The sequence below is a fragment of the Variovorax sp. OV700 genome (assembly GCF_900099805.1).
In the GTDB taxonomy this organism is placed as follows: Bacteria; Pseudomonadota; Gammaproteobacteria; order Burkholderiales; family Burkholderiaceae_C; genus Variovorax.
This window is the reverse complement of record NZ_FNDR01000014.1, coordinates 138,562-165,530: the sequence shown is the minus strand read 5'-3', so window position 1 is coordinate 165,530 and position 26,969 is coordinate 138,562. Positions and strand designations below refer to the sequence as shown.

The following is a 26,969-nucleotide window of genomic DNA, read 5'->3' as shown; positions in this document are numbered from 1 at the left end:
ACACCCCGGTGCTGACGGTGGACGTCTGGGAGCACGCCTACTACATCGACTACCGCAACCTGCGCCCCAAGTTCGTGGAGACCTTCCTGGCCAAGTTGGCCAACTGGGACTTCGCGGCAAAGAACTTCGGTTGAACCGGATTTCCCATTGAAAAAGCCGACCTGCGGGTCGGCTTTTTCGTGGGCTGAAGGGAGGGCGGAGCTCAGCGCCTGGAAGCAGCGAACAGCTCGCCGCCCAGCTTGGCGCCCTTCTTGATGTTCTTCTTGGCAAACCAGCCCTGGTTCATTTCGAGCACGAAGCGAACCGGTTCTTCGGAGCAGTGCGAGTTCTCGGTCATCGGCTGCATGTCGGCCAGGTTGACGATGCGGCCGTCGTCCGCCACGAAGGCGGCCGTCAGCGGCAGCAGCGTGTTGCGCATCCAGAAGCACTGGGTAGCCGGCTGATCGAAGACGAAGATCATGCCCTCGGCCTGCGGCATATCCTTGCGGAACATGAGACCGATTTCCCGTTGCTGGGGGGTCTGGGCGACCTGCGCATCGATCTTGTACAAGCCAACGGACAGCTTGGTGCGTTGCAGGTCGGACTGGGGTTGCTGCTGGGCCTGTGCGGCGCCCATCAGGGAGGCGGCAAGCAGGAGCAGGGCGGCAAATCGCTGAAACATCGGGAGGCTTCTTTCAGGGCGGGTTCAAGGGCGCAGGGCCAATAAAAATGCCCGCTGATGCGGGCATTGCCGGTGAGCGTGGCAGCTTACACCTTCTTGGCGACGTGCGCCTTGGCCACGTGGTGGCGAACCTTGTGCTTCTTGACGGTGTGCTTCACCGGGTGGGCAGCCTTGTGGACCACGGCAGGTGCGGCCGGAGCCGGAGCGGGCGGGGTTTGCGCAAATGCACCGGCTGCGAAAAGACCGGCGACGAGGGCTGCGAGCAGCTTGTTCATGAGAGACATCCTTTGAGATTGTTGATATGGACCACCTCCCTGTGGAAGGTCCACATTCAACGCGTCTACTGCGCGGGGCGGTTGACAGCAGTTGTGCCATGGCAGGCGAAAAAAAAGCGCTCCGGAGAGCGCTTTCTTGTACGGCCGAGGCCGACTTACTGGGGCGTGCCGCCTTGGGTCGACTTGCGCTTGACGCTGCCGTCCTTGTTGCGACGACGCTGGTCGCGCGTTTCGGCGCGCTTTTCGCCAGATGCTGCAGCCTTGTCGGTGCCGATTGCACCGCCTTCGGGGGTCTTGGCGATGTCGCCAGCAGGAGCAGCCACCTTACCAGCGGGCTTGGCTTCCTTCTTGGCTTCAGCGCGTGCTTGGGGCTTGCTGTTGGTGGCGTTCCCTTGCTCAGGCGTGGTGCCGGTGGGGTTCTGGGCGTAGGCGCCAGCGGCGAACAGGCCAGCGATCATGACTGCGAGAATTTTGCTCATTGGATTGATTCCTCTATCGAGAATTGGTTGGAAACGCCTCCCGGCGAGCAGAAGGTCAGCCACTAACGAGGACGTTGCCTCGCGGGTTGACAAACGCCAGCTGATGGGTTGCGTCTAAAATGTACAGCGATTTGTTCGCGGGCTGTACAGCGATTCCCATCGTTGTCTGAATTCGCAGACAGTCGTCCGAATTACGTCACTCCCGGAGTCGCTCCACCCCATGTCCAGCTACCAGCACATCAAAGTCCCGGCCGAAGGCCAGAAGATCACTGTCAACGCCGACAACTCGCTCAATGTGCCTGATCAGCCGATCATTCCCTTCATCGAAGGCGACGGTACGGGTCTGGACATAACCCCGGTGATGCTCAAGGTGGTGGACGCAGCGGTGGCCAAGGCTTACGGTGGCAAGAAGAAGATCCACTGGATGGAAGTGTATGCGGGCGAAAAGTCGACCAAGGTCTACGGCCCCGATGTCTGGCTGCCCGAAGAAACGCTGCACGCCGTGCGCGACTACGTGGTTTCCATCAAGGGCCCGCTGACCACGCCCGTGGGCGGCGGCATCCGTTCGCTGAACGTCGCGCTGCGCCAGGAACTCGACCTGTACGTCTGCCTGCGCCCCATCCAGTATTTCGAAGGCGTGCCCAGCCCGGTGCGCGAGCCGCACAAGACCAACATGGTCATCTTCCGTGAGAATTCGGAAGACATCTACGCCGGCATCGAATTCGAAGCCGAAAGCGACAAGGCCAAGAAGCTCATCAAGTTCCTGCAAGATGAACTGGGCGTCAAGAAGATCCGCTTCCCCAACACCTCCGGCATCGGCGTCAAGCCCGTCTCGAAGGAAGGCACCGAGCGCCTCGTTCGCAAGGCGCTGCAATACGCCGTGGACAACGACAAGCCCAGCGTCACCATCGTGCACAAGGGCAACATCATGAAGTTCACCGAAGGTGGCTTCCGCGACTGGGCCTACGCCCTGGCAGCCAAGGAGTTTGGCGCCGAGCTGATCGACGGCGGCCCCTGGATGAAGTTCAAGAACCCCAAGACGGGCAAGGAAATCACCGTCAAGGACAGCATCGCCGACGCGTTCCTGCAACAGATTCTTCTGCGTCCCGCCGAATACAGCGTCATTGCCACGCTCAACCTCAACGGCGACTACGTGTCCGACGCGCTGGCGGCCCAGGTCGGCGGCATCGGCATTGCCCCGGGTGCGAATCTGAGCGACACCGTCGCCATGTTCGAAGCCACTCACGGCACGGCTCCCAAGTATGCCGGCAAGGACTACGTCAACCCCGGTTCCGAAATCCTCTCGGCCGAAATGATGCTCCGCCACATGGGTTGGACCGAAGCCGCCGACCTGATCATCAGCTCGATGAAAAAGTCGATTGCCAGCAAGAAGGTCACTTATGACTTCGCCCGCCTGATGGACGGCGCCACGCAAGTGAGCTGCTCGGGCTTCGGCCAGGTCATGATCGACCACATGTAATTGCGCGAGCAATAGCGTCTTGGCGCCTTAGGCGCCGAGGAGCCGCGGCCCCCGAGATCGTTCCGGTCTCGGGGGTTTTTTCTTGGGACAGGCTGGTACACCTTGCTCCGGAGGTGGCTTGTCGCGGAACCCGAAACCTCTCGATCGACGAGGAAGCCGATTCCCCGGATCCGGGCGGGCGGATCTCCCGAGCCGCTGCCGTGCAATATTCCTGAGGCATCTCGCGGTCGCCTGAATTTTTTTAGCCATCCGTGCTGTCGCACACGGCGCAAGGCCCTTGATTTGTCGAATACGCGCCACCAAGTCTTCTTACGCCGGCACGTTGCTTGCACGCTCTATAGAATCTTTTTTATGGCAACGAGAATTCCAAAGACTCCCAGCACTCCGCCGGCCCAGAAACCGGCCGGGGATGACGGAGATTCGGTCGTTCTGGAGCGGCGGCCGCAAAAAACCGCGCCTCCCCAGATGTACCAGGTGGTCATGCTGAACGACGACTACACGCCCATGGAGTTCGTGATCGTCGTGCTGCAAGAATATTTCAACAAGGATCGCGAAACCGCGACCCAAATCATGTTAAAGATTCATCTCGACGGGCGCGGTGTTTGCGGAGTTTATTCCCGCGACCTGGCGGCCACCAAAGTCAATCAGGTGATGGAGGCGGCACACCAGGCCGGGCATCCGTTGCAGTGCGTGAGCGAGCCTGTTGCGTGAACCAGTTGAATTGCGCAAGCTCCAACCCATCTGAAAAGTTATTTACAGCAAGGCAAAAGGAAATCACATGATTGCCCAGGAACTGGAAGTCAGCTTGCACATGGCCTTCGTCGAGGCCAGGCAGCAGCGCCACGAGTTCATCACCGTGGAGCATCTGTTGCTCGCTTTGCTGGACAACCCGAGCGCCGCGGAAGTTCTGCGTGCCTGCTCGGCCAACGTCGACGACCTGCGGGCGTCGCTCACCAACTTCATCAAGGACAACACGCCCCAGGTGGCGGGTACCGACGATGTAGACACCCAGCCGACGCTGGGTTTCCAGCGCGTGATCCAGCGCGCCATCATGCATGTGCAGTCCACCGGCAACGGCAAGAAGGAAGTCACCGGCGCCAACGTGCTGGTCGCGATCTTCGGCGAGAAGGACTCGCACGCGGTGTACTACCTCCACCAGCAAGGCGTGACCCGCCTCGACGTGGTGAACTTCATTGCCCACGGCATCAAGAAGAGCGATCCGCCTGAAGCCGTCAAGGGCAGCAGCGAATCGTCTTCGGGCGAGGGCGAAGAGGGCGGCGGCGAAAAGAACGAGAAGGCTTCGCCTCTCGAGCAGTTCACGCAAAACCTCAACCAGCTCGCCAAGGACGGCAAGATCGATCCGCTGATCGGCCGCGAATACGAGGTCGAGCGCGTCATCCAGATCCTGTGCCGCCGGCGCAAGAACAACCCGCTGCTGGTGGGTGAGGCTGGCGTGGGCAAGACCGCCATCGCCGAAGGCCTGGCATGGCGCATCACGCAGTCCGACGTGCCGGAAATCCTGGCCGAGGCGCAGGTCTACTCGCTGGACATGGGCGCGCTCCTGGCCGGCACCAAGTACCGCGGCGATTTCGAGCAGCGCTTGAAGGGCGTGCTCAAGTCGCTCAAGGACAAGCCGAACGCCATCCTGTTCATCGACGAAATCCACACCCTCATCGGTGCGGGCGCGGCGTCTGGCGGCACGCTCGACGCGTCGAACCTGCTCAAGCCGGCGCTCTCGAGCGGCCAGCTCAAGTGCATCGGTGCCACCACCTTCACCGAGTACCGCGGCATCTTCGAAAAAGATGCGGCCCTGTCGCGTCGCTTCCAGAAGGTCGACGTGGTCGAGCCGACGGTGCAGGAAACCGTCGACATCCTGAAGGGCCTGAAGTCGCGCTTCGAAGAGCACCATGGCGTCAAGTACGCAGTGGCGGCCCTGCAGGCCGCGGCCGAGCTGAGCGCCAAGTACATCAACGACCGCCATCTGCCCGACAAGGCCATCGACGTGATCGACGAGGCCGGTGCCGCCCAACGCATCCTGCCCGCGAACAAGCGCAAGAAGACCATCAGCAAGACCGAGGTCGAGGACATCGTCGCGAAGATCGCGCGCATTCCCCCGGCCAACGTCAGCAACGACGACCGCGGCAAGCTGCAGACCATCGAACGCGACCTGAAGAGCGTGGTGTTCGGCCAGGACAAGGCACTCGAGGTGCTGGCGTCCGCGGTCAAGATGGCGCGTTCGGGCCTCGGCCGCGAAGACAAGCCGATCGGCTCGTTCCTTTTCAGCGGCCCCACCGGCGTCGGCAAGACCGAAGCGGCCAAGCAGCTCGCCTACATCATGGGCATCGAGCTGATCCGCTTCGACATGTCGGAGTACATGGAACGCCACGCGGTGAGCCGGTTGATCGGCGCGCCTCCGGGCTACGTCGGGTTCGACCAGGGCGGCCTCCTGACCGAAGCCATCACGAAGAAGCCGCACGCGGTGCTGCTGCTCGACGAAATCGAGAAGGCGCACCCGGACATCTTCAACGTGCTGCTGCAGGTCATGGACCACGGCACCCTGACGGACAACAACGGACGCAAGGCCGACTTCCGCAACGTGATCATCGTGATGACCACCAATGCGGGTGCCGAGACCATGAACAAGGCGACCATCGGCTTCACCAACCCGCGCCAGGCAGGTGACGAGATGGCCGATATCAAGCGCCTGTTCACGCCGGAGTTCCGCAACCGCCTGGACGCGACCGTGAGCTTCAAGGCGCTGGACGAGCAGATCATCCTGCGCGTGGTCGACAAGTTCCTGCTCCAGCTCGAAACGCAGCTGGCCGAGAAGAAGGTCGACGTCACGTTCAGCGACGGCTTGCGCAAGCACTTGGCCAAGAAGGGCTTCGACCCGCTCATGGGCGCCCGCCCGATGCAGCGTCTGATCCAGGACACGATCCGTCGTGCGTTGGCCGACGAGCTGCTGTTCGGACGCCTGATCGATGGCGGCCGCCTGTCGGTCGACATCGACGACAAGGGCGAAGTGCTGCTGGACATCCAGCCGCTGCCGAAGAAGGAAGGCAAGTCCAAGCCCGAAGCCGAAGAGGCTGCTGCAGGATAAAGCGGGGCCGGCCGAGCCGGTTCCGCGGTATTTCTGGCAGTACCAAAAAGGCCGGTAGCATTCGCTGCCGGCTTTTTTTTGCCGGAAGCTACCTGTACCGCACACCTTGATTCTTCCCGAGCTCAGCCAGGAATGGAAAACCGGCCTCTCTTTGGCCTGGAGCGGCTATATCGCCGTGCTGTCGGTCTGGATCGTGATGCAGAAGCGCGCGCCGGTGTCCACCATGAGCTGGATCCTGTCGCTGGCGCTGCTGCCGTTTGCGGGCTTCGTCGTCTATTACTTCCTGGGGCCGCAGCGCTTGCGCAAGCAGCGGGTCAAGCGCCTGCGCAGCCGCGCCAAAGCCCACACGCAGGCGGAACTGGCGCGCCTGCGGGACGCGGCGCAGAACGCGCCGCCGGCGCTGCAGCAGATGGCGCGTCTCGGCACCGCCGCTTGCGGGCTGCCGGTTTCCAGCGCGACGGGCGTGGAACTGCTTTCGGGCGGCGCGCGCACCTTCGACGCCATCTTCGATGCGGTGCGCGGGGCGCGCGACCACATCCACCTTGAGTACTACATCTTCGAGCCCGACAAGATCGGCACCGCGCTGCGCGACCTGCTGGTGGAGCGTGCGGGGCAGGGCGTGGCCGTGCGCCTCTTGCTAGATGCGCTGGGTTCCAAGCGCATTGGCCGCAAGTTCATGGCGCCCCTTTTAGCTGCGGGCGTGCAGATTGCGCTTTTCCACGACACGCGCATCGGCAGGCGCCTGCGGCCGGTGACCAACTACCGCACTCACCGCAAGATCGTGGTGTGCGACGGCCGCGTCGGCTTCACCGGCGGCGTCAACATCACCGACGAGGAAGACAAACGCACCCGTCCTGACGCGTACCACGACGTGCACCTGCGCATCGAAGGCAGCGCGGTGCGCTGGCTGCAGACCACCTTTCTCGAAGACTGGGCCTACGCCACCGGGGAAGACCTGCGCAACATGGACCCCCTGATGGACGCCATGCTGCCGCAGGTCGAAGCCGGCAACATTCCGGTGCAGATCGTGACCAGCGGCCCCGACAACATGCTGGAGCCCATCCATCGCATGCACGTGGAGGCCATCCATTCGGCGAGCGAACGCGCCTGGCTCACGACGCCGTATTTCGTGCCCGGCGAGCCCGCCCTGATGGCGCTCACCAGCGCGGCGCTGCGCGGCGTGGACGTGCGCCTCCTGGTCCCACGCCGCAGCGATTCGGCCATTGTGAGCGCGGCCGCGCGCTCCTATTTCGACGAGCTGATCGCGGCCGGCGTGAAGGTGTGGGAGTACAAGGCCCGCATGCTGCACTCCAAGACCTTGGTGGTCGACGACCATTGCGCGATGATCGGTACCGCGAATTTCGACAACCGCAGCTTCCGGCTCAATTTCGAGGTGAGCGCGGTGGTCTACGGCCCCGAACTGGCCCGTCCGCTGGCCGCGCAGTTCGAAACCGATCTCCACAGCTCCGGCGCGGTGCGCGCCCACCGGCCGCAGAGTTTCTGGCGCCGCCTCGGCGACGCGATTGCACGATTGTTTTCCCCCTTGCTCTGAATGAACCACACCTTTCTCTGGCACGACTACGAAACCTTCGGCGCCGTGCCGCGCCGCGACCGGCCGTCGCAGTTCGCTTCCATCCGCACCGACGCCGAGCTGAACGAAATCGGCGAGCCGCTGATGATCTATTGCAAGCCGGCGCCCGACTACCTGCCGAGCCCGGAGGCCTGCCTGATCACCGGCATCACGCCGCAGCTGTGCCTCGAGCGCGGCATCCCCGAGCACGCCTTCGCCGCGCAAATCGAGAAGGCTTTCTCGCAGCCTGGCACCATCGGCGTGGGCTACAACACCATTCGCTTCGACGACGAGGTGACGCGCTTCCTGTTCTGGCGCAATCTCATCGATCCGTACGCGCGCGAATGGCAGAACGACTGCGGCCGCTGGGACCTGCTCGACGTGGTGCGCCTCACCTATGCGCTGCGCCCCGACGGCATCGAGTGGCCAAAGAAGGAGGACGGCAAGCCCAGCTTCAAGCTCGAAGACCTGGCGCGCGCCAACGGCCTGCTGCATGAGTCCGCGCACGATGCGCTCTCCGACGTGCGCGCCACCATTGCGCTGGCCCGGCTGATTCGCGATCGACAGCCCAAGCTGTTCGAGTTCGCCTTCGGCCTTCACAAGAAGGACCGCGTCGCCAGTGAGCTGGGCCTGCCGGCCATGCGTGAAACAGCCAAGCCCTTCCTGCACGTATCGGGCATGTTCCCGGTCGAGCGCGGCTGCTTGAGCGTGATGTGGCCGCTCGCGAGCCACCCCACCAACAAGAACGAGCTGCTCGCCTGGGATCTGGCCCACGACCCGAGCGAGTTGGGCGACATCGATGTAGAGACCTTGCGCCTGCGCCTCTTCACGCGCACCGCCGACCTGCCCGAGGGCGTGGTCCGCCTGCCGATGAAGGGCATTCACCTGAACAAGTCGCCGATGGTGGTCGGCAACCTGCGCACGCTCGCGCCGGCCATGGCCGAGCGCTGGAACGTCGATCTCGATGCGGCCATGCGCCATGCGGCCATCGCCCGCGACCTGCCCGACATGAGCGCCATCTGGTCGCAGGTATATGCGCGACCCAAGGAGGCCACGCCCGACGTCGATGAAGACCTCTACGGCGGCTTCGTCGGCAACGGCGACCGGCGGCGGCTGAACCAGCTGCGCGCGCTGTCGCCCGAAGAACTCGCAAAGGATCGCACCGGCTTCGACGACGGTCGGCTCGAGGAACTGCTCTTTCGCTACCGTGCGCGCAATTGGCCCGAGTTGCTCAGCCCGGAAGAAGCCGAACGCTGGGAGGCGCTGCGCGTCGCGCGGCTTTTCAAGGGCGAGGGCGGGGTTCGCACCATTGAAATGCTGTTCAGCGAGGTCGATGCGCTGTCCGAAACCGCCGACGAGCGTGGCGAGGAAATCCTGGGTGCGCTCTACGAGTACGCCGAGGCCATCGCGCCCGAGGCCTGAATTTTTTGTGGCGAACGCCACGTCCACCTAGGGCTTTTGGATCATCCAGCTCGTGGCCTGCGCACGGCCCGGCAGATGCAGCGCGGCCGTGGCAGCCGGCGTTTCCGCCAGCAGGCGGCCCTTGCGGAACACCTTGAGCCGCGTGGCGCGCAGGCGGATCGCTTCCACCGCATCGCGCGCCTGCAGCAGCACGAAGCTCGCGTCGCAGCCCGCCTCGAGCCCGTAGCCCTCCAGATGCATCACGCGCGCGGCATTCGTGGTCACGGCCTCGAAGCATTGGCGAATGCCGGCTTGGCTCGTCATCTGCGCCACGTGCAGGCCCATGTGCGCCACTTCGAGCATGTCGCCCGAGCCCATGCCGTACCAGGGGTCCATCACGCAATCGTGGCCGAAGGCGACGTTCACGCCGGCGGCCATCAGCTCGGGCACGCGCGTCATGCCGCGGCGCTTGGGGTAGGTGTCGTGGCGGCCCTGCAGCGTGATGTTGATGAGCGGGTTCGACACCACGCCGACGCCGCTCTCGGCAATCAGGGGCAGCAGCTTGCTCACGTAGTAGTTGTCCATCGAATGCATCGACGTGCAGTGCGAGCCCGTCACGCGGCCCTGCATGCCCAAGCGCTGAGCCTCGAAGGCCAGCGTTTCGATATGGCGTGAGAGTGGATCGTCCGACTCGTCGCAGTGCATGTCGACCAGCTTGCCGCGCGCGGCTGCAAGGTCCATCAGCAGCTTCACGCTGGCCGCGCCGTCGGCCATGGTGCGCTCGAAATGCGGAATGCCGCCGACTACGTCCACGCCCTTGTCGAGCGCGCGTTTCAGGTTGTCGACGCCGCCGGGGGAGCGCAGCACGCCGTCCTGCGGAAAGGCGACCAGCTGCAGGTCGAGATAGGGCGCTACCTGCCGCTTGACTTCGAGCAGCGCATCGACCGCGAGCAAGCTCGGGTCGCTGGTGTCCACGTGAGAGCGAACGGCCAACAGCCCCTTGGCCACGGCCCAGTCGCAGTACGCCAGCGCACGCTCGATCAGCGCATCTGCCGTGAGCAGCGGCTTTAGTTCGCCCCACAGCGCGATGCCTTCGAGCAGCGTGCCGCTCTGGTTGACGCGCGGCAGGCCGTAGCTCAGCGTGGCGTCCATGTGGAAGTGCGGGTCGACGAAGTGGGGCGCGACGAGCAGGCCTTGCGCGTCGAGCGTTTCGTGGGCAGGGGCGACGAGGCCTTTGGTGACTTCGGCGATGCGGCCTTCCTCGACGGCAATCGACATGCCGGTGCGGCCGTCGGGGAGGGTGGCGTTGGTGACGAGAAGGTTCAGCATTGGATGACCTGCGTGGCGGTGTTTCCAGTGGGCCCGAGATGGAGCCTAATTTTCATGTCAGAAAACTTTGCGCTGCGGAGACAAAGCGCAAGAAGGTGCTGCCTATCCTCTCATGCTCCGATATACCAAGCTTGTCCAAAGGCCGAAAGTCATGAGGATTGATCGTGATCCGATATCACCGCAAGGGCAGCTCAGCGGCGGACCGTGCGTTATTTGGCTGACAGGACTTTCAGGCGCCGGCAAATCCACGATCGCCAAAAGTCTGCGCCTGCGTGCAATGGCTGACGGTGTTCCGGTCGCCATCCTTGACGGGGACGACGTTCGTCGCGGCCTGAGCCAAGGGTTGGGGTTTGGCCAGGCAGATCGCCGCGAGAACATCAGAAGAATTGCCGAAGTCGCCCGCTTGCTGAGTGAGCAGGGGCTCGTGGTCATCGTGGCCGCCGTATCTCCGATGCGTGAACTCCGCGCCTTGGCGCGGAACATCATCGGCGCGGCTTTCCGTGAGGTCTATGTAAGTGCCCCTCTCGCGACTTGCGAACGGCGTGATGTCAAAGGTCTGTACGCGCGTGCGCGCCGAGGCGAGGTGACCAAATTCACGGGTATTTCAGATGCCTACGAGTCGCCCCTTCAGCCCGACTTGGTCATCGATACCTCGGACTGTGAAGTCGCTCAGGCTACGAGCGCTCTGATGTTGGCTTTCCGCGCGTGGCGCATGAGGGACAGAAGGAAATGAAAAATCATCTGCTCATCGCGGGGACGGGTCGTGCCGGCACGACATTCCTGGTGCAATACCTTGCCGAATGCGGTCTGGACACTCATCTTGCACGCAATCAGCATCCTGGCTACGACGAGGATGCGAATGCGGGGCTGGAAGATTTGCTTCTAGGCAATGCCGATGCGCCCTACGTCGTCAAGTCACCCTGGTTGTACGAGTACGTGGAGCGCCTGCTGGCCGATCGGGAGATCGTGGTGGATGCGGTCATTGTTCCAATGCGAAGCATCGTCGAAGCGGCTACCAGTCGTTCCATCAACGAGTTGCGCGCACGTTACGGCAACCCGACGATGCCCGACGATTGCAAGCAATGGGAGTCCTGGGGAACGACGGCGGGCGGAATCGTCTATTCACTCAACCCCATCGATCAGGCGCGTCTTCTTGCGCTTGGCTTTCATGAACTTCTGCACGCGCTCGTGAAGCGAAGTATTCCGGTCGTTCTGCTTGATTTTCCGCGTTTCGTCGACGATCCAAACTATCTCTATGAGTCGTTGCATTCAGTCCTTGGGAGCAAGGTCGAGCGCGCATCGGCCCTGCGTGCGCATGAGCGCATTGCGGTGCCTTCGAAAGTTCGCATTGGCAAGGAACTGACTTCTGATGACGCTGTGAAATGCCTGCCGGAATCCGGCGCAAAGCCGCCGGGCATTGCATTCCCCAGCCATGCGGTGCTCGACAGAACCGCATTGAAGCGCCAGTTGGAGAAGACGATGATTCATGCCGAGCAACTGACCTTGGAAAAAGCGGCGTTGGAACGGGAACTGGAAAAGGCTCGGATTCATGCCGAGCAATTGACGTCGGGCAAAACCGCACTGGAACGGAAGCGGGATGAAGCAACGACCCGTACTGCGCAACTGACGCTGGAAAAAACCGAACTGAATCAGAGGCTGAAGGAGTCCGCAATCTGCATTGCGCAAATGGAGCGTCGCGTTGTCTCATTGCAGGCGTCGCACTCGTGGCGTGTGACCGCGCCGATGCGCGCGGTATCTGGGGTGATGAAGAATTTCTGGCGAGTGGCGTTTTCTTCTCGTCCATGAAAAGCACCGGCGCAGCATCGGCGGGCCGAACGCCTAGGGTGAGTGCCGCTTGGGCGCCGACCGAGATTTGGCTTAGCGCGTGCGTTGCGGCCGGTACCGGTACTGCCCCGGCGCAGGTCCGACCTCGATCATCACGCGGCGCAGCTTGTCGTCGTGGCTCGAATCGGCCTTGGCCGAAACCACGATGCCCCGCGGCGTGGCGCGGCAGGTCAGGTCGCTGAGCGCAATTTCAGCGTGGTCGTTGTCGAGCTCGGCAATCGCCACCGTGTGCTCGGCATGCAGGTTGCCAGCGGCGTCGCGGCCCATCCATTGCACATAGAGAAAAGACTGCGCGTCCTGGTCGGCATGGATCACGCGGTAGGTGCCCTTGTGGTCCTTGCCCCAAGTGCCGCACAGCTGCACCCAATCGACCGCGTCAGGCGTCTTGAAGCGCTCGTAGGGCTGATCGATGCCCAGCGCGTGCACGGCCGCGCAACACAATGCCATGAGCAGCCCCGCGCAGATCGTGGCCGGCTTGCGCATCAGCGTTCCCCCTTGCGATAAGGCTTCATCAGCGCCTGCGGATAGCTGGCCTTTCGCGCCACCAGCACCAGCGCGAGGATCGACAACAGGTAGGGCAGCATCAGGTAGATCTGGTAGGGGAGCACCGCATCGCCCGATTGTTGCAGCCGCAGCTGCAGTGCGTCGAAAAACGCGAACAGCAGCGCGCCCAGCAGGGCCTTGCCCGGCCGCCATGAAGCGAACACCACCAGCGCCACGCAGATCCAGCCCCGGCCGTTCACCATGTTGAAGAAGAAGGCATTGAAGGCGGAAAGCGTGAGGAACGAGCCCGCCACGCCCATCAACGCCGAGCCCGCCACGATGGCGCCGGTGCGCGTGGCCGCGACCGATACGCCCTGGCTCTCGGCCGCCTGCGGGTTCTCGCCCACCATGTGCAACGCGAGCCCGAGCGGCGTGCGGTACAGCACCCAGGCGATGGCCGGCACCAGCAGCAGCGCGAACAGGGTGAGCGATGTCTGTGCATTCAATATCGGCACCGGCAGCCATTCCATCGGCGCGAAGGGTGCGATGGTCGGCGGCGTGTTCACCTTCGGAAAGCTCAGGCGGTAGCCGAAGTAGCTGAGCGCGGTGGCCAAGAGCGTGATGCCCAGCCCCGACACATGCTGCGACAGCGCAAGGCCCACCGTGAGAAAGGCATGCAGCAGGCCGAACACCATGCCTGTGAGCGCGGCCACGCCGACCCCGGCCCACAGGGGCGCACCGGCATAGACCGCGAGCCATCCGGTGAAGGCGCCTGCGACCATGATCCCCTCGATGCCCAGGTTGAGCACGCCCGCGCGCTCGCACAGCAGCACGCCGAGCGTGCCGAGGATGAGCGGCGTGGCGATGCGCAGCACGGCGACCCAGAAGGCCGAGTTGGCGAGGATGTCGAGCAGATCGGTCATCGCGTATTTCTCCCTCCCCTCCCGGGGGAGGGCCGGGGTGGGGGCAGGCGGCGCTCGATATGGACGCTGATGCCCCCATCCCAGCCTTCCCCCGGGAGGGGAAGGAGCAAGACCGAGGAGGACGGCGCTGTCATTTCATCCGCACCCGGTATTGCGTCAGCAAGGTTGCCACCAGCACCGCGATCAGCGAGGCCGCCACGATCACGTCGGCGATGTAGGTCGGCACGCCCACGGCGCGGCTCATGGTGTCGGCGCCGACCAGCACGCCCGCCACGAACACGGCCGCGGCGATCACGCCCAGCGGGTGCAGGCCCGCGAGCATCGCGATCACGATGCCGGTGTAGCCGTAGCCCGGCGACATGTCGAGCGTGACGTAGCTGGTGCGGCCTGCCACTTCGATGGCACCCGCGAGCCCGGCCAGCGCGCCCGAGAGCAACGCTACCAGCACCACCGTGCGCGTGACCGGCACGCCCGCAAAGGCCGCGGCGCGCGCATTGGCGCCCATGGCGCGAATGTCAAAACCCAGCACCGTGTACTTGAAGATCGCCCACATCATCACCGCCAGCGACACAGCCCAGATGAGCCCGGTGTGTACGCGCGTCTGGGCGATGAGCTTGCCGAGTTCGAGGTCGGGTTGCAGTGACACGCTTTGCGGCCAGCCCATGGCGGCAGGGTCTTTCATCGGTCCGTCGAGCAGGGCCGAGACACCCAGCAGCACGATGAAGTTGACCAACAGCGTGGTCACCACCTCGTCGACGCCGAGTTTGTTCTTCATGAGTGCCGGACCCAGCAGCAGCAGGGCACCCGCCACGGCCGCAGCCAGCATCATCAGTGGGAACAGCAGCCAGGGCGCGAGCTCGAAGCCGGTGCCGCCGTGCATGCCGCCCACGGCCACGGCGGCAAGGGCGCCGGCGAACAACTGCCCCTCGGCGCCGATGTTGAAAAGCCGCGCCTTGAAGGCGACCGTCGCGGCCAGCCCGGTGAGAATCAGCGGCACCGCGCGCGTCAGCGTCTCGCTCCATGCGAACACCGAGCCGAAGCCGCCGTGCAACAGCAGCGCGTAGGTGCGGCCGACCGGTGCGCCGGCCCAGAGCACGAGCAGCGCGCTCACCAGCATGGTGAACGCGACCGCGCCGATGGGCGCCAGCATCAGCGCGGCGCGCGAGGTTTCGTGGCGCCGTTCAAGCCGCATCATGGCGAGGTTCCCGCGCGTGGCTGTTGCTGCGGCGCCGTCGCACCGGCCATCGCCAGCCCGATGGCTTCGCGCGTCCAGGCGGCGGCCGGACGCGCTTCGCCCAATTGGCCGCCATGCATCACGGCCACGCGGTCACCCAGCGCGAGCACTTCGTCGAGGTCGTCGGAAATCACCAGCACCGCCGCGCCCGCATCGCGCGCGGCGATGAGCTGCTGCTGCACATAGGCCACGGCGCCAATGTCGAGGCCCCAGGTCGGCTGGTGCGCGACGATCAGGCGCGGCGCGCGTGTCGGGTATTTCTTGTTGTCGGCGTCTTCGGCCTGCTCGGGCGCGAGCAGCGCCCGCCCCAGAATCAACTTCTGCATGTTCCCGCCGGAGAGCGAGCGGGCCGGCGCCATCAGGCCGGCGCCGCGCACGTCGAATGCTTTTTCAATGCGCCGGGCATGAAGCCGCGCGGCCGCGCGCCGCACGAACCACGACCATCGCGAGAACACCGGGCTGCGCAACCGTTCCGACACCGCGTTTTCCCACACCGGCAGGTCGCCGATCACGCCCACCGCATGCCGGTCTTCGGGAATGCGCGCCACGCCGCGCTGCACCAGCCGGGCAGGCGAGGGCGGTAGCGCGCGGCCCATCAGCTGGGCCGTGCCCGAAGTGGCGCGGCGCGTGCCGCACAGCAGCTCGGCCAACGCCACCTGGCCGTTGCCTGAAACGCCTGCGATGGCGGTGATTTCTCCAGCGCGCAGCGTCAGCGACACCTCGCGAAGGGCGCTCGAATGGTCCTGCCCGTCGTCCTTGGCCGATGCGGTGCTCACGTGGTCGAGCACGCAGACCGCATCGCCCACCGTCTTGGCCGGCCGGCGCTGCGGGGCGTCGACCGCATGCCCGACCATCCAGAGCGCCAGCTGCGCCTGCGTGGTCTCGGCCGTGCGCGCCTCGGCCACGAGCTTGCCGCCGCGCAGCACGGCAATGCGCTGCGACACACGCAGCACCTCGCCGAGCTTGTGGCTGATGAAGATCACCGAGAGGCCCTGCGTCACCATCTGCGCGAGCGTGGCAAACAATGCTTCGCTCTCCTGCGGCGTCAGCACGGCGGTCGGCTCGTCGAGGATCAGGATGCGCGCGCCGCGGTACAACGCCTTGATGATCTCCACGCGCTGCCGCTCGCCGACCGAGAGGTTGCCGATGATCGCGTCGGGCTGCACCGGCAGGCCGAAGCGCTGCGCCACTTCGACCAACCGGGCACGCGCGGCCGCACGGTGCGAGAACACCCGCCACAGCGGCTCGGTGCCCATCATCACGTTGTCGAGCACGCTGAGGTTGTCGGCCAGCGTGAAATGCTGGTGCACCATGCCGACGCCCGCGGCCAGCGCCGCCTTGGGGTTGCCCGGCGGCAGCGGGGCGCCGAACACCTCGATGCTGCCCTCGTCGGCGACGTAGTGGCCGAACAGGATCGACATCAGGGTCGACTTGCCGGCGCCGTTTTCTCCGAGCAGCGCGAGCACTTCGCCGGCCTGCAGGTCGAGGGAGATGGCGTCGTTGGCGACGAGGCCGCCGAAGCGTTTGGTGATGCCCTGGAGGCGGAGAACGGTCGTACTGGTCATGAAGGTCTTGCTCCTTCCCCCTTTGGGGGAAGGCTGGGATGGGGGCAAGCGGCGCCTGCCATACCACCGCGATCGATCGAGCGCCGCGTGCCCCCACCCCAGCCCTCCCCCGAAAGGGGAGGGAGTGAAGCCACCGTCACTTCCATGCAGCCAGGAACGCCAGCATGACCTTGGCCGAATTGTCCGCCGCAATGCCCATGAAGGTGCCCATCTCGTTCTCGCCGTCTCCACCGCCCGCAAGGTCGCTGAGGGAACGAAAAGCGATGTAGGGCACGTCGTTGCTATAGGCCACCATGCCCACGGCCGCGGTCTCCATGTCGAGCACATTGGCCTGGAAGGCCTTGAAGGTGTATTCGCGATACGCCTTGTTGTCCATGAAGGCCTGGCCCGAGACGCCATTGCCGCCCACCACCAGCTGGGGCTTGCGCGCAAGGCACTTGCCGGCGCTGCAATTCGCCAGGTCGACGTTACGGATGCTGCGCGCCACGTCGAGCATCTTCGGGTCGGCCTCGAACCAGAACTTGCGCACGATCTGCGGATGCGCCGCCGAGCGCACCTCGACCGAGCGCGGATGCATCATGCCGAAATTGGGCAGCGTGGCATCCTTGATGAAGGGCGGTGCTGTGTACTTGCCCGGCGCAGTCTCGCGCGCCATCAGCACTTCGAGGTACTGGCCCCATTGCGCCGGCACCGTGACATCGCCCACGTGCAGCTGCGGATTCACGCCGCCCGCGATGCCGCTGAAGACGATATTGGTGATGCGAAAACGGTCGAGCACCACCTGCGTGTTCATCGTCGCATTGGTCATGCTGATGCCCGAGAGGAACAGCACGACCGGCTTGCCCTCGAGCGTGCCGGTGGTGAACTCGACGCCGTTGATGCTGTGCTTCGCCGGTGCCTGAATGCGGTTCACCAGCAGCGTGAGTTCGGGCTGAAAAGCGGAGATCACGGCGATGCGTGGCGTGTCGTCCAGCCGGGCGCTGAGGCTGCCATCGCTACCGGTCTTGTAGACGCCAGCGCAACCCGAAAGGCCGAGGGCCAGCACGCCGGCCGACAGAAAAGAGCGCCAGCGCATCATCGTCGGCTTCCTCACTTTGCCGTGGACTTGGGTTGGGCGTCGTCGACCTTCACCGTGAACTTGCCGGCCAAAATGTCGGCCTGCCTGGCCTTCACCTTGGCGACGATGTCGGCGGGAACCTTCTTCTCGAAAGTGCCGAGCGGTGCGAGTTCCGAGCCCTTGTGCTTCATGGTCGAGTAGACGCCGTAGTCCTCGGCCGTGAACTTGCCTTCCTTCACGAGCTTGATCGCGCGGTCGGCCGAGGGCTCGAAGTTCCACAGGGCCGAGGCCACCACCGTGTCGGGGTACTGGGCTTGCGTGTCGATCACGTTGCCGATCGCAAGCTTGCCTTTTTCCTTGGCCGCGTCCGAGACACCGAAGCGTTCGGCATACATCACGTCGGCGCCCTTGTCGATCATCGCGAAAGCCGCTTCCTTGGCCTTGGGCGGGTCGAACCAGCTGTTGATGAAGCTCACGCTGAACTCGACCTTGGGGTTGGTTTCCTTCGCGCCCGCCATGAAGGCGTTCATGAGCCGGTTCACCTCGGGAATCGGGAAGCCGCCGACCATGCCGATGCGATTGGTCTTGGTCATGCCGCCGGCCACCATCCCGGAGAGATACGCCGGCTCCTGGATGTAGTTGTCGAACACGCTGAAGTTGGGCGCCTGCGGCTTGAGCGACGAGCCCATCAGGAAGGCGACCTTCGGAAAGTCTTTCGCGACCTTGCGCGCCGCCGCTTCCACGCCGAACACTTCGCCGAGGATCAGCTGGTTGCCGCCGGTGGCGTATTCGCGCATCACGCGCTCGTAGTCGGCATTGCTGACGTTCTCGGTGGCCTTGTATTCGATCTCGCCGCGCGCCTCGGCCGCCTTGAGCGCCTTGTGGATGCGGCCCACCCATTGCTGTTCGAAGGGCACGGTGTACACCGCCGCCACCTTGAGCTTGGCCTGTGCGAGCGCAAGGCCGGGCGCGCCCGCCGCAAGCGCTGCCGCTGCGATGGCGACCGAACGAATGATCAACTGACGGCGTGCTGTCACGGTGCTTCTCCTCGAGGTATGGAAATCTTCTTGTTGCTGCCAGATCGACAGCGGCCGCCACCAGGGGGCGTCGGCTTTACTTTGTGCCGAAGATGCGGTCGCCGGCGTCGCCCAATCCGGGAAGGATGTATCCGTGGCTGTTGAGCTCTCGGTCGATCGCGGCGGTGTAGATCGGCACGTCGGGGTGGGCCTTCTGCATGGTCGCGATGCCTTCGGGGCAGGTGAGCAGGCAGACGAACTTGATCGACTTGGGGTTGAGCTCCTTCAGGCGCTCGACCGCGGCCACGGCCGAGTTGCCGGTGGCCAGCATCGGGTCGACCACGATCACGTCGCGGTTCTCCATTTCGCCCGGCATCTTGAAGTAGTACTCGACGGCCGTGAGCGTCTTGGGGTCGCGGTACAGGCCGATGTGGCCGACGCGCGCGCCCGGCACCACGGTCAGCATGCCGTCGAGGATGCCGGTGCCCGCGCGCAGGATGGACACCAGCACCAGCTTCTTGCCGTCGATGACCTTGGCCTGCATGGTTTCGAGCGGGGTCTCGACTTCGATGTCCTGCATCGGCATGTCGCGCGTGACCTCGTAGGCCATGAGCATGCTGATTTCGTTCAGGAGCCGGCGAAAGCTGTTGGTGGAGGCATCCTTGCGGCGCATCAGCGTGAGCTTGTGCTGGACGAGGGGATGGTCGAGGAGATGGACGTTGCTCATTGGATTTTTATTTCTGCCGTTGCTGATGCGGGGAGTCTAAAAGACGGTGCCGTCGCTTTCGATCAGGAGCGGTGGCGCTCCGTCACGCAAGCGCTGTGCCAAGACGCGGCCGGCGGCCCAGGTGCCGCCCTCGAGCACGCAGGCCAGCGGCAGTTCTTCCGCGGTGCGGTCGAGCATCTTGCGCACGTGCGGCGCCAGTTCGTCGAGCAGCGCCACGGTGAGTGCGCGCCACTCGACGATGAACTCGTCCCCGGCTTTCCAGACGCGCGAAAGAAAGGCCGGATCCTTCGGCACGATCACGCCGCTGTCGATCAAGAGGCCGCCGTTGCGGTACTCGGGCAGGGCGGTGAGCGCATCGAGATGGCGCACCTTCACGCCCGCCCATTCGAAGGGCTCAAGCAGCGAATAGGTGAGCCATTGCGAAAGCTTGTGGAACGGCATCCAGCCGTTGGTGAGGCCCGGGCCGCGCACCGCGCTGTGGCGCCAGCAGTCGCCGAGCGCCAGGGTCGGGTCGCTCCAGCCGACGCCGCCCGTGGCGTCGCTGCCATCGGCCGCGATGCTGTCGATGGCATTGGCGGAGGGCCAGATGCCCGACAGCGTTTCGAGCAGCAGCGACAGGATCTGGTGTGCCGTGATCTCGGCCGTGGGCGGCGCGGCGGCGCCGAACGGCGCGACCAGCGCATCGAACATGCCGGCAGGCCGGCCGTCGTCGCCGAAAGTCTCGGGTTGCTCGCTCATGGCTTCACCGAGCCGGCGCAGCAGCACCGCGCGGCCGGTCAGGCCCACCAGAGGGTTGACGTCGCTGACCTGGAAGGCGTCGCCGAGCCGGTCGGTCACGAGGCCGCGCAGCCCGGCCGCATCCACCTGCAGCGGATGGTCGGGGTTGGACGAGAACAGTCCGCTGGTGAAAGCATGGAAGCTCGCGACGGCCAATCCTTCGGAGCGCGTGAAGCGCCCGCCCGAGGCAGGCTCGGTGTAGTGCCAGTCGGGCCCCGCGCCGGCATCGAGAAGCACGCTCACCAGCACCAGGTCGATGTGCGCGCGGGCGCGCTGCCGGGCGTCGATGCGCTTGCCGAGCAGTTGGTCGAGCTGCTTCAGACGGTCCACGCCGCCGGCCTCGAAGTGGCGCCAGCGGCTGTGGTACGGGATGGTGTCCCAGGGGTAGCGCTCGCGCGTGACCTCGGCCACCGTGCGGGCCGCGTCGTCCAGCGCGTCGGCTCCGCCGATGCGGAACCACTGCGACTCGCCCCGGCGCGCGCGCGCCAGAAGCGCGGCCGCGCGTTCGCGGATTGCAGCCGTGGTGCGCAGCACGGTGGCGGCACCCGCGGGGTGGCCGGTGTCCGGCGCAAATTCGATTGCGGGATCGATGTCGCCTGCGCTGCCCGGCGGCAGGTTGCCTGAACCGTCTGCGGGCAGGTAGTCGCTGCTTTTTTCCTTCTTGTCGTTCATTCGCTCAATCCCCGGCCCTTGGCCTTCTTGAGTTCCTCGGCGTCCGGCACCGGGCCGGGCGTGAAATAGCCGGCGGCCATCTTGGCGTCCATCTCGACGCGGGCGTCGGCCGGAATCAGTTCGTCGGGAATGTTCACGCGCTCGCCGATCTCGATGCCCGAGCCGGTGATGGCGTCGAACTTCATGTTGCTCATCGACACGAGCCGATGGATCTTCTTGATGCCGAGCCAGTGGAAGACGTCGGGCATCAGCTCCTGGAAGCGCATGTCCTGCACGCCGGCCACGCACTCGGTGCGCGCGAAATACTGGTCGGCCGTGTCGCCGCCGACCTGGCGCTTGCGGGCGTTGTAGACCAGGAACTTGGTCACCTCGCCGAGCGCGCGTCCTTCCTTGCGCGAGTAGGCAATGAGGCCGACGCCGCCGCGCTGCGCGCCCTGGATGCACTCTTCGATGGCGTGCGTGAGGTAGGGGCGACAGGTGCAGATGTCGGAGCCGAACACGTCGGAGCCGTTGCACTCGTCGTGGATGCGCGCGGTGAGCTCTACCTCCGGGTTGGCCAGGTCGCGCGGGTTGCCGAAGATGTAGAGCGTCTGCCCGCCGATCGGCGGCAGGAACACCTCCAGGTCGGAGCGCGTGACGAGCTCGGGGTACATGCCGCCGGTCTCTTCGAAGAGCGTGCGGCGCAGGTCGGTCTCGGAGCAGCCGAAGCGCCGCGCCACCTCGGGCAGGTACCACACGGGCTCGATGGCGGCCTTGGTCACCATGGCGGCGCCGCCGGCGGTCAGAAAGTGGCCGTCGGCCTTGAGGCGACCACTTTGCAGCGCCTCGATCACCTCGGGCAGGATCACATGCGCCTTGGTGATCGCGATGGTCGGGCGAATGTCGTAGCCCGCCGCCAGCTCGGCGGAGAACACATCGGCCACCAACGCGCCCCAGGGGTCGAGCGAGACGATGCGCCCGGGTTCGCTCCATTGCGGGTAAGGGCCGATCACGTCCGTTGGCGCGGTGTTGGTCAGGTCGGCCTTGTGTTCGCGCTTGAGGGCGCCGGCCGCCACGGCCAGAGCGCGGTACACGCTGTAGGACCCGCTGTGCGTGCCGATGACGTTGCGATGCGCCCGCTTCGTGGTGGTGCCCACCACGGGCCCGCGCTCGGTGGCCGAGGCCGCGCCCCATCGGATCGGCAGCGCGCCGAATCCCCCGGCATGGGAGGTCAGCCGGATGTGCCCGGTCGACGACGAAGGGTGGAGCGGGGGAAGGGGGGAGACGGCAGGGGTTGCTGGAAGCGTGGGGATCGCCGGGACTGCCGGGGTCGCCGAAGGGGTCGCTGTGCTATCTGCGGACATTGGAGGCCCTCAAAAAATGCAATGTACCGATCACTCGCGCGGCTGGCAAGCAGGGCGCGAACGTCGTCAGTGCCGCCGACGGCCGCGGCATTTACCGCGGCCAGAGTGCCCCTCAGGCTGGTGAGGAGCGCAGGCCGTAGGCCTTGCCGCCCACGAACAGGTATTCGGCGCGCAGCACCGGCTCGCCCTTTTCGCCGGTGAAGGTAAAGCCCAGCGCGGCCACCTGGGTGCCGGGCTTGATCTCGTCCAGCCCCCAAGCCTGCAGGCGCGTGAGCGGCGCAAGTTCGATGGTCCACTTGCGGTCGCGGCGCGTCGGTAGCTGCGCCCTGGCCAGCAGACCGGGGCCATCGACGGTCGCGCTTTGCCTGGGCAACGCGCGCTGCTTCAGGTCGGCGGGCAGCGTGGGGTTCTCGGGCAGCTCGAGCTCCAGCTCGCCATGCGGATTGCGCCACATGACCTTGGTCGCACGCCCCTCCAGGTAGAGCGGCCGGTCCTGGTCGAAGCTGCTCCATCCATGGTGCGCCCAGGCCGGCAAGGCCAGGCCCAGCGAACCGGCAACCAACAAGCGTCGTCTCTGAATCATCTCGGTCTCCTTGGCTTAGATGTAGGCAATCCAGCGCCCGCAGATGATGACAGCGAGCCAAAACCCCAACGACATGAGGCATTGCACCTTGGCCACCCTGCCAGTCGCGGCGGGGCCGCCGCGAACGTGAAACCAGATGGCGTTGGCGCCCGCCAGGCCGATCAGGACCAGCTTGACCCGGAACGCGCTGTTGGCCAGCAGTTCGCCCGGCTGCGTGGAGAACATCGTGAGGCCGGTAGCGGCGCACAGCCCGAAACCGACCAGTGCCGGCAGCAGCGTCAGTCGGGCCAGTTGCGGCGCCGAAAGCTCGCGGCCGAGGCCGAGCACGCGCAGCTCGAAAACCAGCAGGCCGCCGAACAGCAGCGCAATGCCGACGATGTGCACCACTTCCAGCGCCGGATAGGCCCAGGGGTTCGAAGCGAGTCCGGACAGCATCGGCTTCAGGCCCTGGCCGGGCGGTGTTCACGGCCCGGGAGACACGAGGCGACAGCTTGCATGGGGCGCTCCTTGCATGGGTTCGGGCGAGCTTAGCCGAGCATCGATCCCGGCGCCGCCGCCGGGCACGGCACAATCCGGCGGAATCTTTTTTCGAAAGGGCTGTAACCAGCCGGTCCGATGGTACGAAACACAGTGGACAGCAGGACGCGAATGAGCGAAGCCGAGGCGGCGCTGCGGAGCCTGTTCCTGCGCGGCCTGGACGGCGACGCAGCGGCTTATCGCGAGTTCCTGCAAAAACTCAGCGCGCACTTGCGCGCCTTTCTGGGCAAGCGCCTGTTCGGCTGGCCCGATGAAGTGGAAGATCTTGTCCAGGAATGCCTGCTCGCCATGCACAACCAGCGCCATACTTACCAAAGCGACCAGCCGTTGACGGCCTGGGTGCATGCGATTGCGCGCTACAAGATGATCGACCTGCTGCGCGCCAAGTCCGCGCGCGAAGCGCTGCATGACCCGCTGGACGACGACCTGGCGGTGTTCGCCGAATCGGCTACCGATGCCAGCGACGCGCGCCGCGACCTGGGCGGTCTGCTGCAGACGCTGCCCGAGCGCCAGCGCCTGCCGATCGTGCACGTGAAGCTCGAAGGCCTTTCGGTGGCCGAGACCGCCAGCCTGACCGGCATGTCCGAGTCGGCCGTGAAGGTGGGCATCCATCGCGGGCTCAAGGCGCTCGCGGCAAAGATGGGAGGCAAGGCATCATGAAGACCGACGATCTCGTCGCCATGCTGGCCACCGGCTCCACAGCCGCGCCGCGCCGTGCCGCGGGGCGCCGCCTGGCCTTTGCGCTGCTGGCGGCGCTGCCCTTGTCGTTCGCCATCCTGTTCACCGAGTACGGCCTGCGCCGCGATCTGGTTCAGGCCATGTTCTGGCCGATGTTCTGGGTCAAGGTGCTGTTTCCGCTGTGCATTGCGGTGGCCGCCTTCGTGATGGTGCAGCGCCTCGCGCGCCCCGGCGTGCAGGTGCGGCGCGCCTGGCTCGGCGTCGCCGTGCCGGTGCTCGCGGTGTGGGTGCTGGCGGCCATGGCCTGGTTCAATGCGCCGCCGCAGGAGCGCATGCCCCTGCTCATGGGCGAGTCGTGGCGCGTTTGCGCACTCAGCATCGGGCTGATGGCACTGCCGGTCTTCGCCGCGGCGCTGATGGCGTTGAAAGGCCTGGCGCCCACGCGGCCGGCTCTAGCTGGTGCGGCCGCCGGCGGACTGGCGGGCGGGGTGGGGGCCGCCGTCTATGCGCTGCACTGCATGGAACTGACGGCACCTTTCCTGGCGGTCTGGTACGTCAGCGGCATCGCGCTGCCCGTGCTGGTGGGCGCCGTGCTCGGGCCGCGCTTGCTGCGCTGGTAAGCCGATTGCCCGGCCCGGAACCGGCCGGCCCACCTCGGTTAGCGCTTCTTGGCCCCGAAAATCCCGCCCAGCACGCCGCGCAAGATTTCCTTGCCCACCGAGGTGCCCATGGTCCGCACCGCCGACTTGGCCATGGTTTGCACCAGGCCGTCGCGCTTGCCGCCGCGCGGACCGGTGCTGCCGAAGAGCAGGTCGTTCAGCATGCTGCTGCCTTCGGACGATTCGGCCGCGCCCTTGCCGCCCGACTTGACCGGCGGTGCATCGGGCGCTGTTTCGGCGCGGCCCTTGAGCTTTTCGTAAGCCGACTCGCGGTCCACGGTCTTCTCGTACACGCCGGCCACAAGTGAATTGGCTATTACCGCCTGGCGCTGTGCAGGTGTGATGGGGCCGATCTGGCTGCCGGGCGGCACCACGTACACGCGCTCGGTCACGCTCGGGCGCCCCTTGGCATCCAGAAAGCTCACCAGCGCCTCGCCCACCGCAAGTTCGGTGATGGCGGTTTCGATATCCAGGCCCGGCTTCTGGCGCATGGTGGTCGCCGTGGCCTTGACCGCCTTCTGGTCGCGCGGGGTAAAGGCGCGCAGCGCGTGCTGAACGCGGTTGCCGAGCTGCGCCAGCACCGAATCCGGAATGTCGAGCGGGTTCTGCGTCACGAAATAGACGCCCACACCCTTGGAGCGCACCAGCCGCACCACGAGTTCGATGCGTTCGACCAGCGCCTTGGGCGCTTCGTTGAAGAGCAGGTGGGCCTCGTCGAAGAAGAAGGCCAGCTTCGGCTGGTCGGGGTCGCCGATCTCGGGCAGTTGCTCGAACAGCTCGGACAGCATCCAGAGCAGGAAGGTGGCGTAGAGCCGCGGCGAATTCATGAGCTTGTCGGCCGCCAGGATGTTGATCACGCCCTTGCCGCCCACGGTCTGCATGAAGTCGGCGATGTTGAGCATCGGCTCGCCGAAGAACTTGTCGCCGCCCTGGGTTTCGATCTGCAGCAGGCCGCGCTGGATGGCGCCCACGCTGGCAGCGCTGATGTTGCCGTACTCGGTCGTGAACTGGCTCCCGTTCTCGCCCACGTACTGCAGCATGGCGCGCAGGTCCTTCAGGTCGAGCAGCAGAAGGCCGTTGTCGTCGGCGATCTTGAACACCAGGTTCAGCACGCCGGCCTGGGTTTCGTTCACGTCGAGCATGCGGCCCAGCAGCAGGGGGCCCATGTCGGAAACGGTGGCACGTACCGGATGGCCTTGTTCGCCGAACACGTCCCACAGGGTGACCGGGCGGGCGGCCGATTCGGGCAGATCGATGCCGCGTTCCTTCAGCGTGGCCGCCATCTTTTCGCCGATGGCGCCTTTCTGGCTCATGCCGGTCAGGTCGCCCTTCACGTCGGCCATGAACACCGGAACGCCGATGCTCGAAAGCTTCTCGGCCATGGTCTGCAGGGTGACCGTCTTGCCGGTGCCGGTGGCGCCGGTGATCAGGCCGTGGCGGTTGGCCAGGCTGGGCAGCAGGGCGCACTCGATGGTGTCGTGGCGTGCGATGAGAAGGGGGTCGGCCATGCGGGGCTCCGGGTCGTATCGAAGCGGGCAGTCTAATCAAGCGGCCCTCCTATAATCCACGACCCCCGAGGTAGTAACCGAAAAAGTTTCAGGAGGTTTTCTTGTCATCGACTGCTCAGCCCCCCATTCCCGCCGTTGGCGATTCACCTGAACAGTCGCCGATTGAAAAAGAATTGGCCGTCCTGCTGGTGAACGCGCTCAATCTAGAAGTGGCACCCGAAGACATCGTGCCGACCGATCCGCTGTACGGCGAAGGCCTCGGCCTCGACTCGATCGACATCCTCGAAGTTGCACTCGAGGTGTCCCGGCGCTACGGCTTCCAGCTGCGCTCGGACGACGAGCGCAACCAACAGATCTTCCAGTCGCTGCGCACGCTCGCGACCCACGTCGCCCAGCATCGCAGCGCTTCCTGATCCATGTCACGATGGCGACTGGCGCTCCTGCTGCTGGTGGGGGTGGCCTATGCCGGCCTCTCTCACTGGATGATGCTGTTCCACCCCACCGAGCCGTGGGCTGTGGTGGTCCTGCTCGGCCCGCTCTGGCTTGCCGCCATGGGCTTTGCCGCCAGCAAGTTCGGCCGCCTGGGTTTCATTGCGGCAATGCTGCTCGGCATCGGGGGCTTCGCGCTCGTGTTCCTCGGTGAGGCGGGCGACACCAACCGGCTCTATGTGTTCCAGCACGTCGCCATCAACGGCCTGTTGTGCGGCTGGTTCGGCGCCTCGCTGCGCGGCCCGGGGCTTCCGCTGATCACGCAGTTCGCGCAGCGCGTGCATCCGCTCAAGGGCCACATGCTGGCCTACACCACGCAGCTCACCCGCATCTGGACTGTCTACTTCGCGCTGGTCGTGGTGTCGTCCATCGTGGTGTACCTGACTCTGCCTTTTTCAGCCTGGTCGCTGCTCGCGAACGTGCTTACCCCGCTTTCGGTAACGCTTCTTTTCGTGGGCGAGCACCTGGTGCGCTATCGGCTGCATCCCGAATTCGAGCGCACGCGGCTCATCGACGCGGTGCGCGCCTTCCAGGGCACATCCACCATCGACCACGGCACCGGCGGCCGGTGAAACAGG

Annotated in this window: 28 protein-coding genes; 12 read left to right on the top strand and 16 right to left on the bottom strand. The window is 65.4% G+C overall.

What is annotated here, in order from left to right; genetic code table 11:
- Positions 1 to 134: Fe-Mn family superoxide dismutase (locus tag BLR24_RS26200; protein ID WP_217636342.1), on the top strand; the 134-nt coding region annotated here is incomplete at its 5' end.
- A gap of 68 nt (positions 135 to 202) precedes the next feature.
- Here BLR24_RS26200 and BLR24_RS26195 read toward each other — a convergent pair.
- The 3 genes from BLR24_RS26195 to BLR24_RS26185 all read right to left on the bottom strand — a co-directional run bounded on the left by BLR24_RS26195 (position 203) and on the right by BLR24_RS26185 (position 1,415).
- Positions 203 to 661 carry a DUF192 domain-containing protein gene (locus BLR24_RS26195; protein ID WP_093022877.1) on the bottom strand — a complete coding sequence of 153 codons (459 nt, stop codon included), beginning with the start codon at positions 659 to 661 and terminating at the stop codon, positions 203 to 205.
- An 86-nt stretch (positions 662 to 747) separates the two neighbouring features.
- The gene (locus BLR24_RS26190) at positions 748 to 936 is read right to left on the bottom strand and encodes a hypothetical protein (protein ID WP_093022875.1); all 189 of its coding nucleotides are present in this window, start codon (positions 934 to 936) and stop codon (positions 748 to 750) included.
- A 155-nt stretch (positions 937 to 1,091) separates the two neighbouring features.
- Positions 1,092 to 1,415, bottom strand: a complete 324-nt coding sequence (locus BLR24_RS26185; protein ID WP_093022873.1) for a cell envelope biogenesis protein TolA — start codon at positions 1,413 to 1,415, stop codon at positions 1,092 to 1,094.
- Positions 1,416 to 1,635: 220 nt separating this feature from the next.
- On the opposite strand from BLR24_RS26185, the gene icd reads away from it, so the two are divergent.
- From icd to sbcB, 5 genes are all read left to right on the top strand, one after another.
- The gene (gene icd, locus BLR24_RS26180) at positions 1,636 to 2,895 is read left to right on the top strand and encodes an NADP-dependent isocitrate dehydrogenase (protein ID WP_093022871.1); all 1,260 of its coding nucleotides are present in this window, start codon (positions 1,636 to 1,638) and stop codon (positions 2,893 to 2,895) included.
- A 351-nt stretch (positions 2,896 to 3,246) separates the two neighbouring features.
- On the top strand, positions 3,247 to 3,606 hold the full coding sequence (gene clpS / locus BLR24_RS26175; protein ID WP_021007487.1) for an ATP-dependent Clp protease adapter ClpS: 360 nt from the start codon (positions 3,247 to 3,249) through the stop codon (positions 3,604 to 3,606).
- 67 nt (positions 3,607 to 3,673) lie between these two features.
- Complete coding sequence (gene clpA, locus BLR24_RS26170) at positions 3,674 to 5,995, top strand: ATP-dependent Clp protease ATP-binding subunit ClpA (RefSeq protein ID WP_055796837.1); 2,322 nt, start codon at positions 3,674 to 3,676, stop codon at positions 5,993 to 5,995.
- A 106-nt stretch (positions 5,996 to 6,101) separates the two neighbouring features.
- Complete coding sequence (cls, locus tag BLR24_RS26165; RefSeq protein ID WP_093022869.1) at positions 6,102 to 7,547, top strand: cardiolipin synthase; 1,446 nt, start codon at positions 6,102 to 6,104, stop codon at positions 7,545 to 7,547.
- Positions 7,548 to 8,987, top strand: a complete 1,440-nt coding sequence (gene sbcB, locus BLR24_RS26160; protein ID WP_093022867.1) for an exodeoxyribonuclease I — start codon at positions 7,548 to 7,550, stop codon at positions 8,985 to 8,987.
- 27 nt (positions 8,988 to 9,014) lie between these two features.
- On the opposite strand, the gene BLR24_RS26155 is transcribed toward sbcB, so the two are convergent.
- A complete protein-coding gene (locus BLR24_RS26155) occupies positions 9,015 to 10,295 on the bottom strand; it encodes an amidohydrolase family protein (protein WP_093022865.1) in 1,281 nt (426 codons plus the stop codon).
- A 151-nt stretch (positions 10,296 to 10,446) separates the two neighbouring features.
- On the opposite strand from BLR24_RS26155, the gene cysC reads away from it, so the two are divergent.
- Positions 10,447 to 11,028 carry an adenylyl-sulfate kinase gene (gene cysC / locus BLR24_RS26150; RefSeq protein ID WP_093022902.1) on the top strand — a complete coding sequence of 194 codons (582 nt, stop codon included), beginning with the start codon at positions 10,447 to 10,449 and terminating at the stop codon, positions 11,026 to 11,028.
- A complete protein-coding gene (locus BLR24_RS26145; protein WP_093022863.1) occupies positions 11,025 to 12,101 on the top strand; it encodes a hypothetical protein in 1,077 nt (358 codons plus the stop codon). Before cysC ends, BLR24_RS26145 begins: the two co-directional genes overlap by 4 nt.
- A gap of 72 nt (positions 12,102 to 12,173) precedes the next feature.
- Here the strand turns inward: BLR24_RS26145 and BLR24_RS26140 are convergent, their stop codons facing one another.
- The 11 genes from BLR24_RS26140 to BLR24_RS26090 all read right to left on the bottom strand — a co-directional run bounded on the left by BLR24_RS26140 (position 12,174) and on the right by BLR24_RS26090 (position 22,955).
- On the bottom strand, positions 12,174 to 12,623 hold the full coding sequence (locus BLR24_RS26140) for a hypothetical protein (RefSeq protein WP_093022861.1): 450 nt from the start codon (positions 12,621 to 12,623) through the stop codon (positions 12,174 to 12,176).
- Entirely contained in the window at positions 12,623 to 13,546 is a 924-nt protein-coding gene (locus BLR24_RS26135; protein WP_093022859.1) for an ABC transporter permease, read from the bottom strand. Before BLR24_RS26135 ends, BLR24_RS26140 begins: the two co-directional genes overlap by 1 nt.
- Before the next feature lie 130 nt (positions 13,547 to 13,676).
- Complete coding sequence (locus BLR24_RS26130; protein WP_175543351.1) at positions 13,677 to 14,738, bottom strand: ABC transporter permease; 1,062 nt, start codon at positions 14,736 to 14,738, stop codon at positions 13,677 to 13,679.
- Positions 14,738 to 16,345, bottom strand: a complete 1,608-nt coding sequence (locus BLR24_RS26125) for an ABC transporter ATP-binding protein (RefSeq protein WP_093022855.1) — start codon at positions 16,343 to 16,345, stop codon at positions 14,738 to 14,740. Before BLR24_RS26125 ends, BLR24_RS26130 begins: the two co-directional genes overlap by 1 nt.
- A gap of 136 nt (positions 16,346 to 16,481) precedes the next feature.
- Positions 16,482 to 17,420: a 5'-methylthioadenosine/S-adenosylhomocysteine nucleosidase gene (locus BLR24_RS26120; protein ID WP_093022900.1), complete on the bottom strand. Its 939-nt coding sequence runs from the start codon at positions 17,418 to 17,420 to the stop codon at positions 16,482 to 16,484.
- 14 nt (positions 17,421 to 17,434) lie between these two features.
- Positions 17,435 to 18,439, bottom strand: a complete 1,005-nt coding sequence (locus tag BLR24_RS26115) for a BMP family protein (RefSeq protein ID WP_093022853.1) — start codon at positions 18,437 to 18,439, stop codon at positions 17,435 to 17,437.
- 76 nt (positions 18,440 to 18,515) lie between these two features.
- Positions 18,516 to 19,145, bottom strand: coding sequence for a uracil phosphoribosyltransferase (gene upp, locus BLR24_RS26110; protein WP_055796873.1), 630 nt, complete (start codon positions 19,143 to 19,145; stop codon positions 18,516 to 18,518).
- Positions 19,146 to 19,181: 36 nt separating this feature from the next.
- Complete coding sequence (locus BLR24_RS26105) at positions 19,182 to 20,594, bottom strand: URC4/urg3 family protein (RefSeq protein ID WP_093022851.1); 1,413 nt, start codon at positions 20,592 to 20,594, stop codon at positions 19,182 to 19,184.
- Entirely contained in the window at positions 20,591 to 21,937 is a 1,347-nt protein-coding gene (locus BLR24_RS26100) for a GTP cyclohydrolase II (protein WP_093022849.1), read from the bottom strand. Before BLR24_RS26100 ends, BLR24_RS26105 begins: the two co-directional genes overlap by 4 nt.
- A gap of 112 nt (positions 21,938 to 22,049) precedes the next feature.
- Positions 22,050 to 22,520 carry a DUF6152 family protein gene (locus BLR24_RS26095; protein ID WP_093022847.1) on the bottom strand — a complete coding sequence of 157 codons (471 nt, stop codon included), beginning with the start codon at positions 22,518 to 22,520 and terminating at the stop codon, positions 22,050 to 22,052.
- A gap of 15 nt (positions 22,521 to 22,535) precedes the next feature.
- Positions 22,536 to 22,955, bottom strand: coding sequence for a hypothetical protein (locus BLR24_RS26090; RefSeq protein ID WP_093022845.1), 420 nt, complete (start codon positions 22,953 to 22,955; stop codon positions 22,536 to 22,538).
- Positions 22,956 to 23,135: 180 nt separating this feature from the next.
- On the opposite strand from BLR24_RS26090, the gene BLR24_RS26085 reads away from it, so the two are divergent.
- Together BLR24_RS26085 and BLR24_RS26080 are read left to right on the top strand one after the other, a co-directional pair.
- A complete protein-coding gene (locus BLR24_RS26085) occupies positions 23,136 to 23,717 on the top strand; it encodes a sigma-70 family RNA polymerase sigma factor (RefSeq protein WP_175543346.1) in 582 nt (193 codons plus the stop codon).
- Positions 23,714 to 24,355, top strand: coding sequence for a DUF1109 domain-containing protein (locus BLR24_RS26080; RefSeq protein WP_093022843.1), 642 nt, complete (start codon positions 23,714 to 23,716; stop codon positions 24,353 to 24,355). The genes BLR24_RS26085 and BLR24_RS26080 overlap by 4 nt, the downstream gene beginning before the upstream one ends.
- Before the next feature lie 38 nt (positions 24,356 to 24,393).
- Here BLR24_RS26080 and BLR24_RS26075 read toward each other — a convergent pair whose 3' ends face one another.
- Positions 24,394 to 25,902 carry a helicase HerA-like domain-containing protein gene (locus BLR24_RS26075; RefSeq protein ID WP_093022841.1) on the bottom strand — a complete coding sequence of 503 codons (1,509 nt, stop codon included), beginning with the start codon at positions 25,900 to 25,902 and terminating at the stop codon, positions 24,394 to 24,396.
- A 101-nt stretch (positions 25,903 to 26,003) separates the two neighbouring features.
- Here BLR24_RS26075 and BLR24_RS26070 point away from each other — a divergent pair, with 101 nt between their 5' ends.
- Together BLR24_RS26070 and BLR24_RS26065 are read left to right on the top strand one after the other, a co-directional pair.
- Positions 26,004 to 26,315 (top strand): phosphopantetheine-binding protein, encoded by a 312-nt coding sequence (locus BLR24_RS26070; protein WP_055796895.1) that lies wholly within the window; start codon positions 26,004 to 26,006, stop codon positions 26,313 to 26,315.
- Between the two features lie 3 nt (positions 26,316 to 26,318).
- Entirely contained in the window at positions 26,319 to 26,963 is a 645-nt protein-coding gene (locus BLR24_RS26065) for a COG4648 family protein (protein WP_093022839.1), read from the top strand.
- Positions 26,964 to 26,969 lie beyond the last annotated feature (6 nt).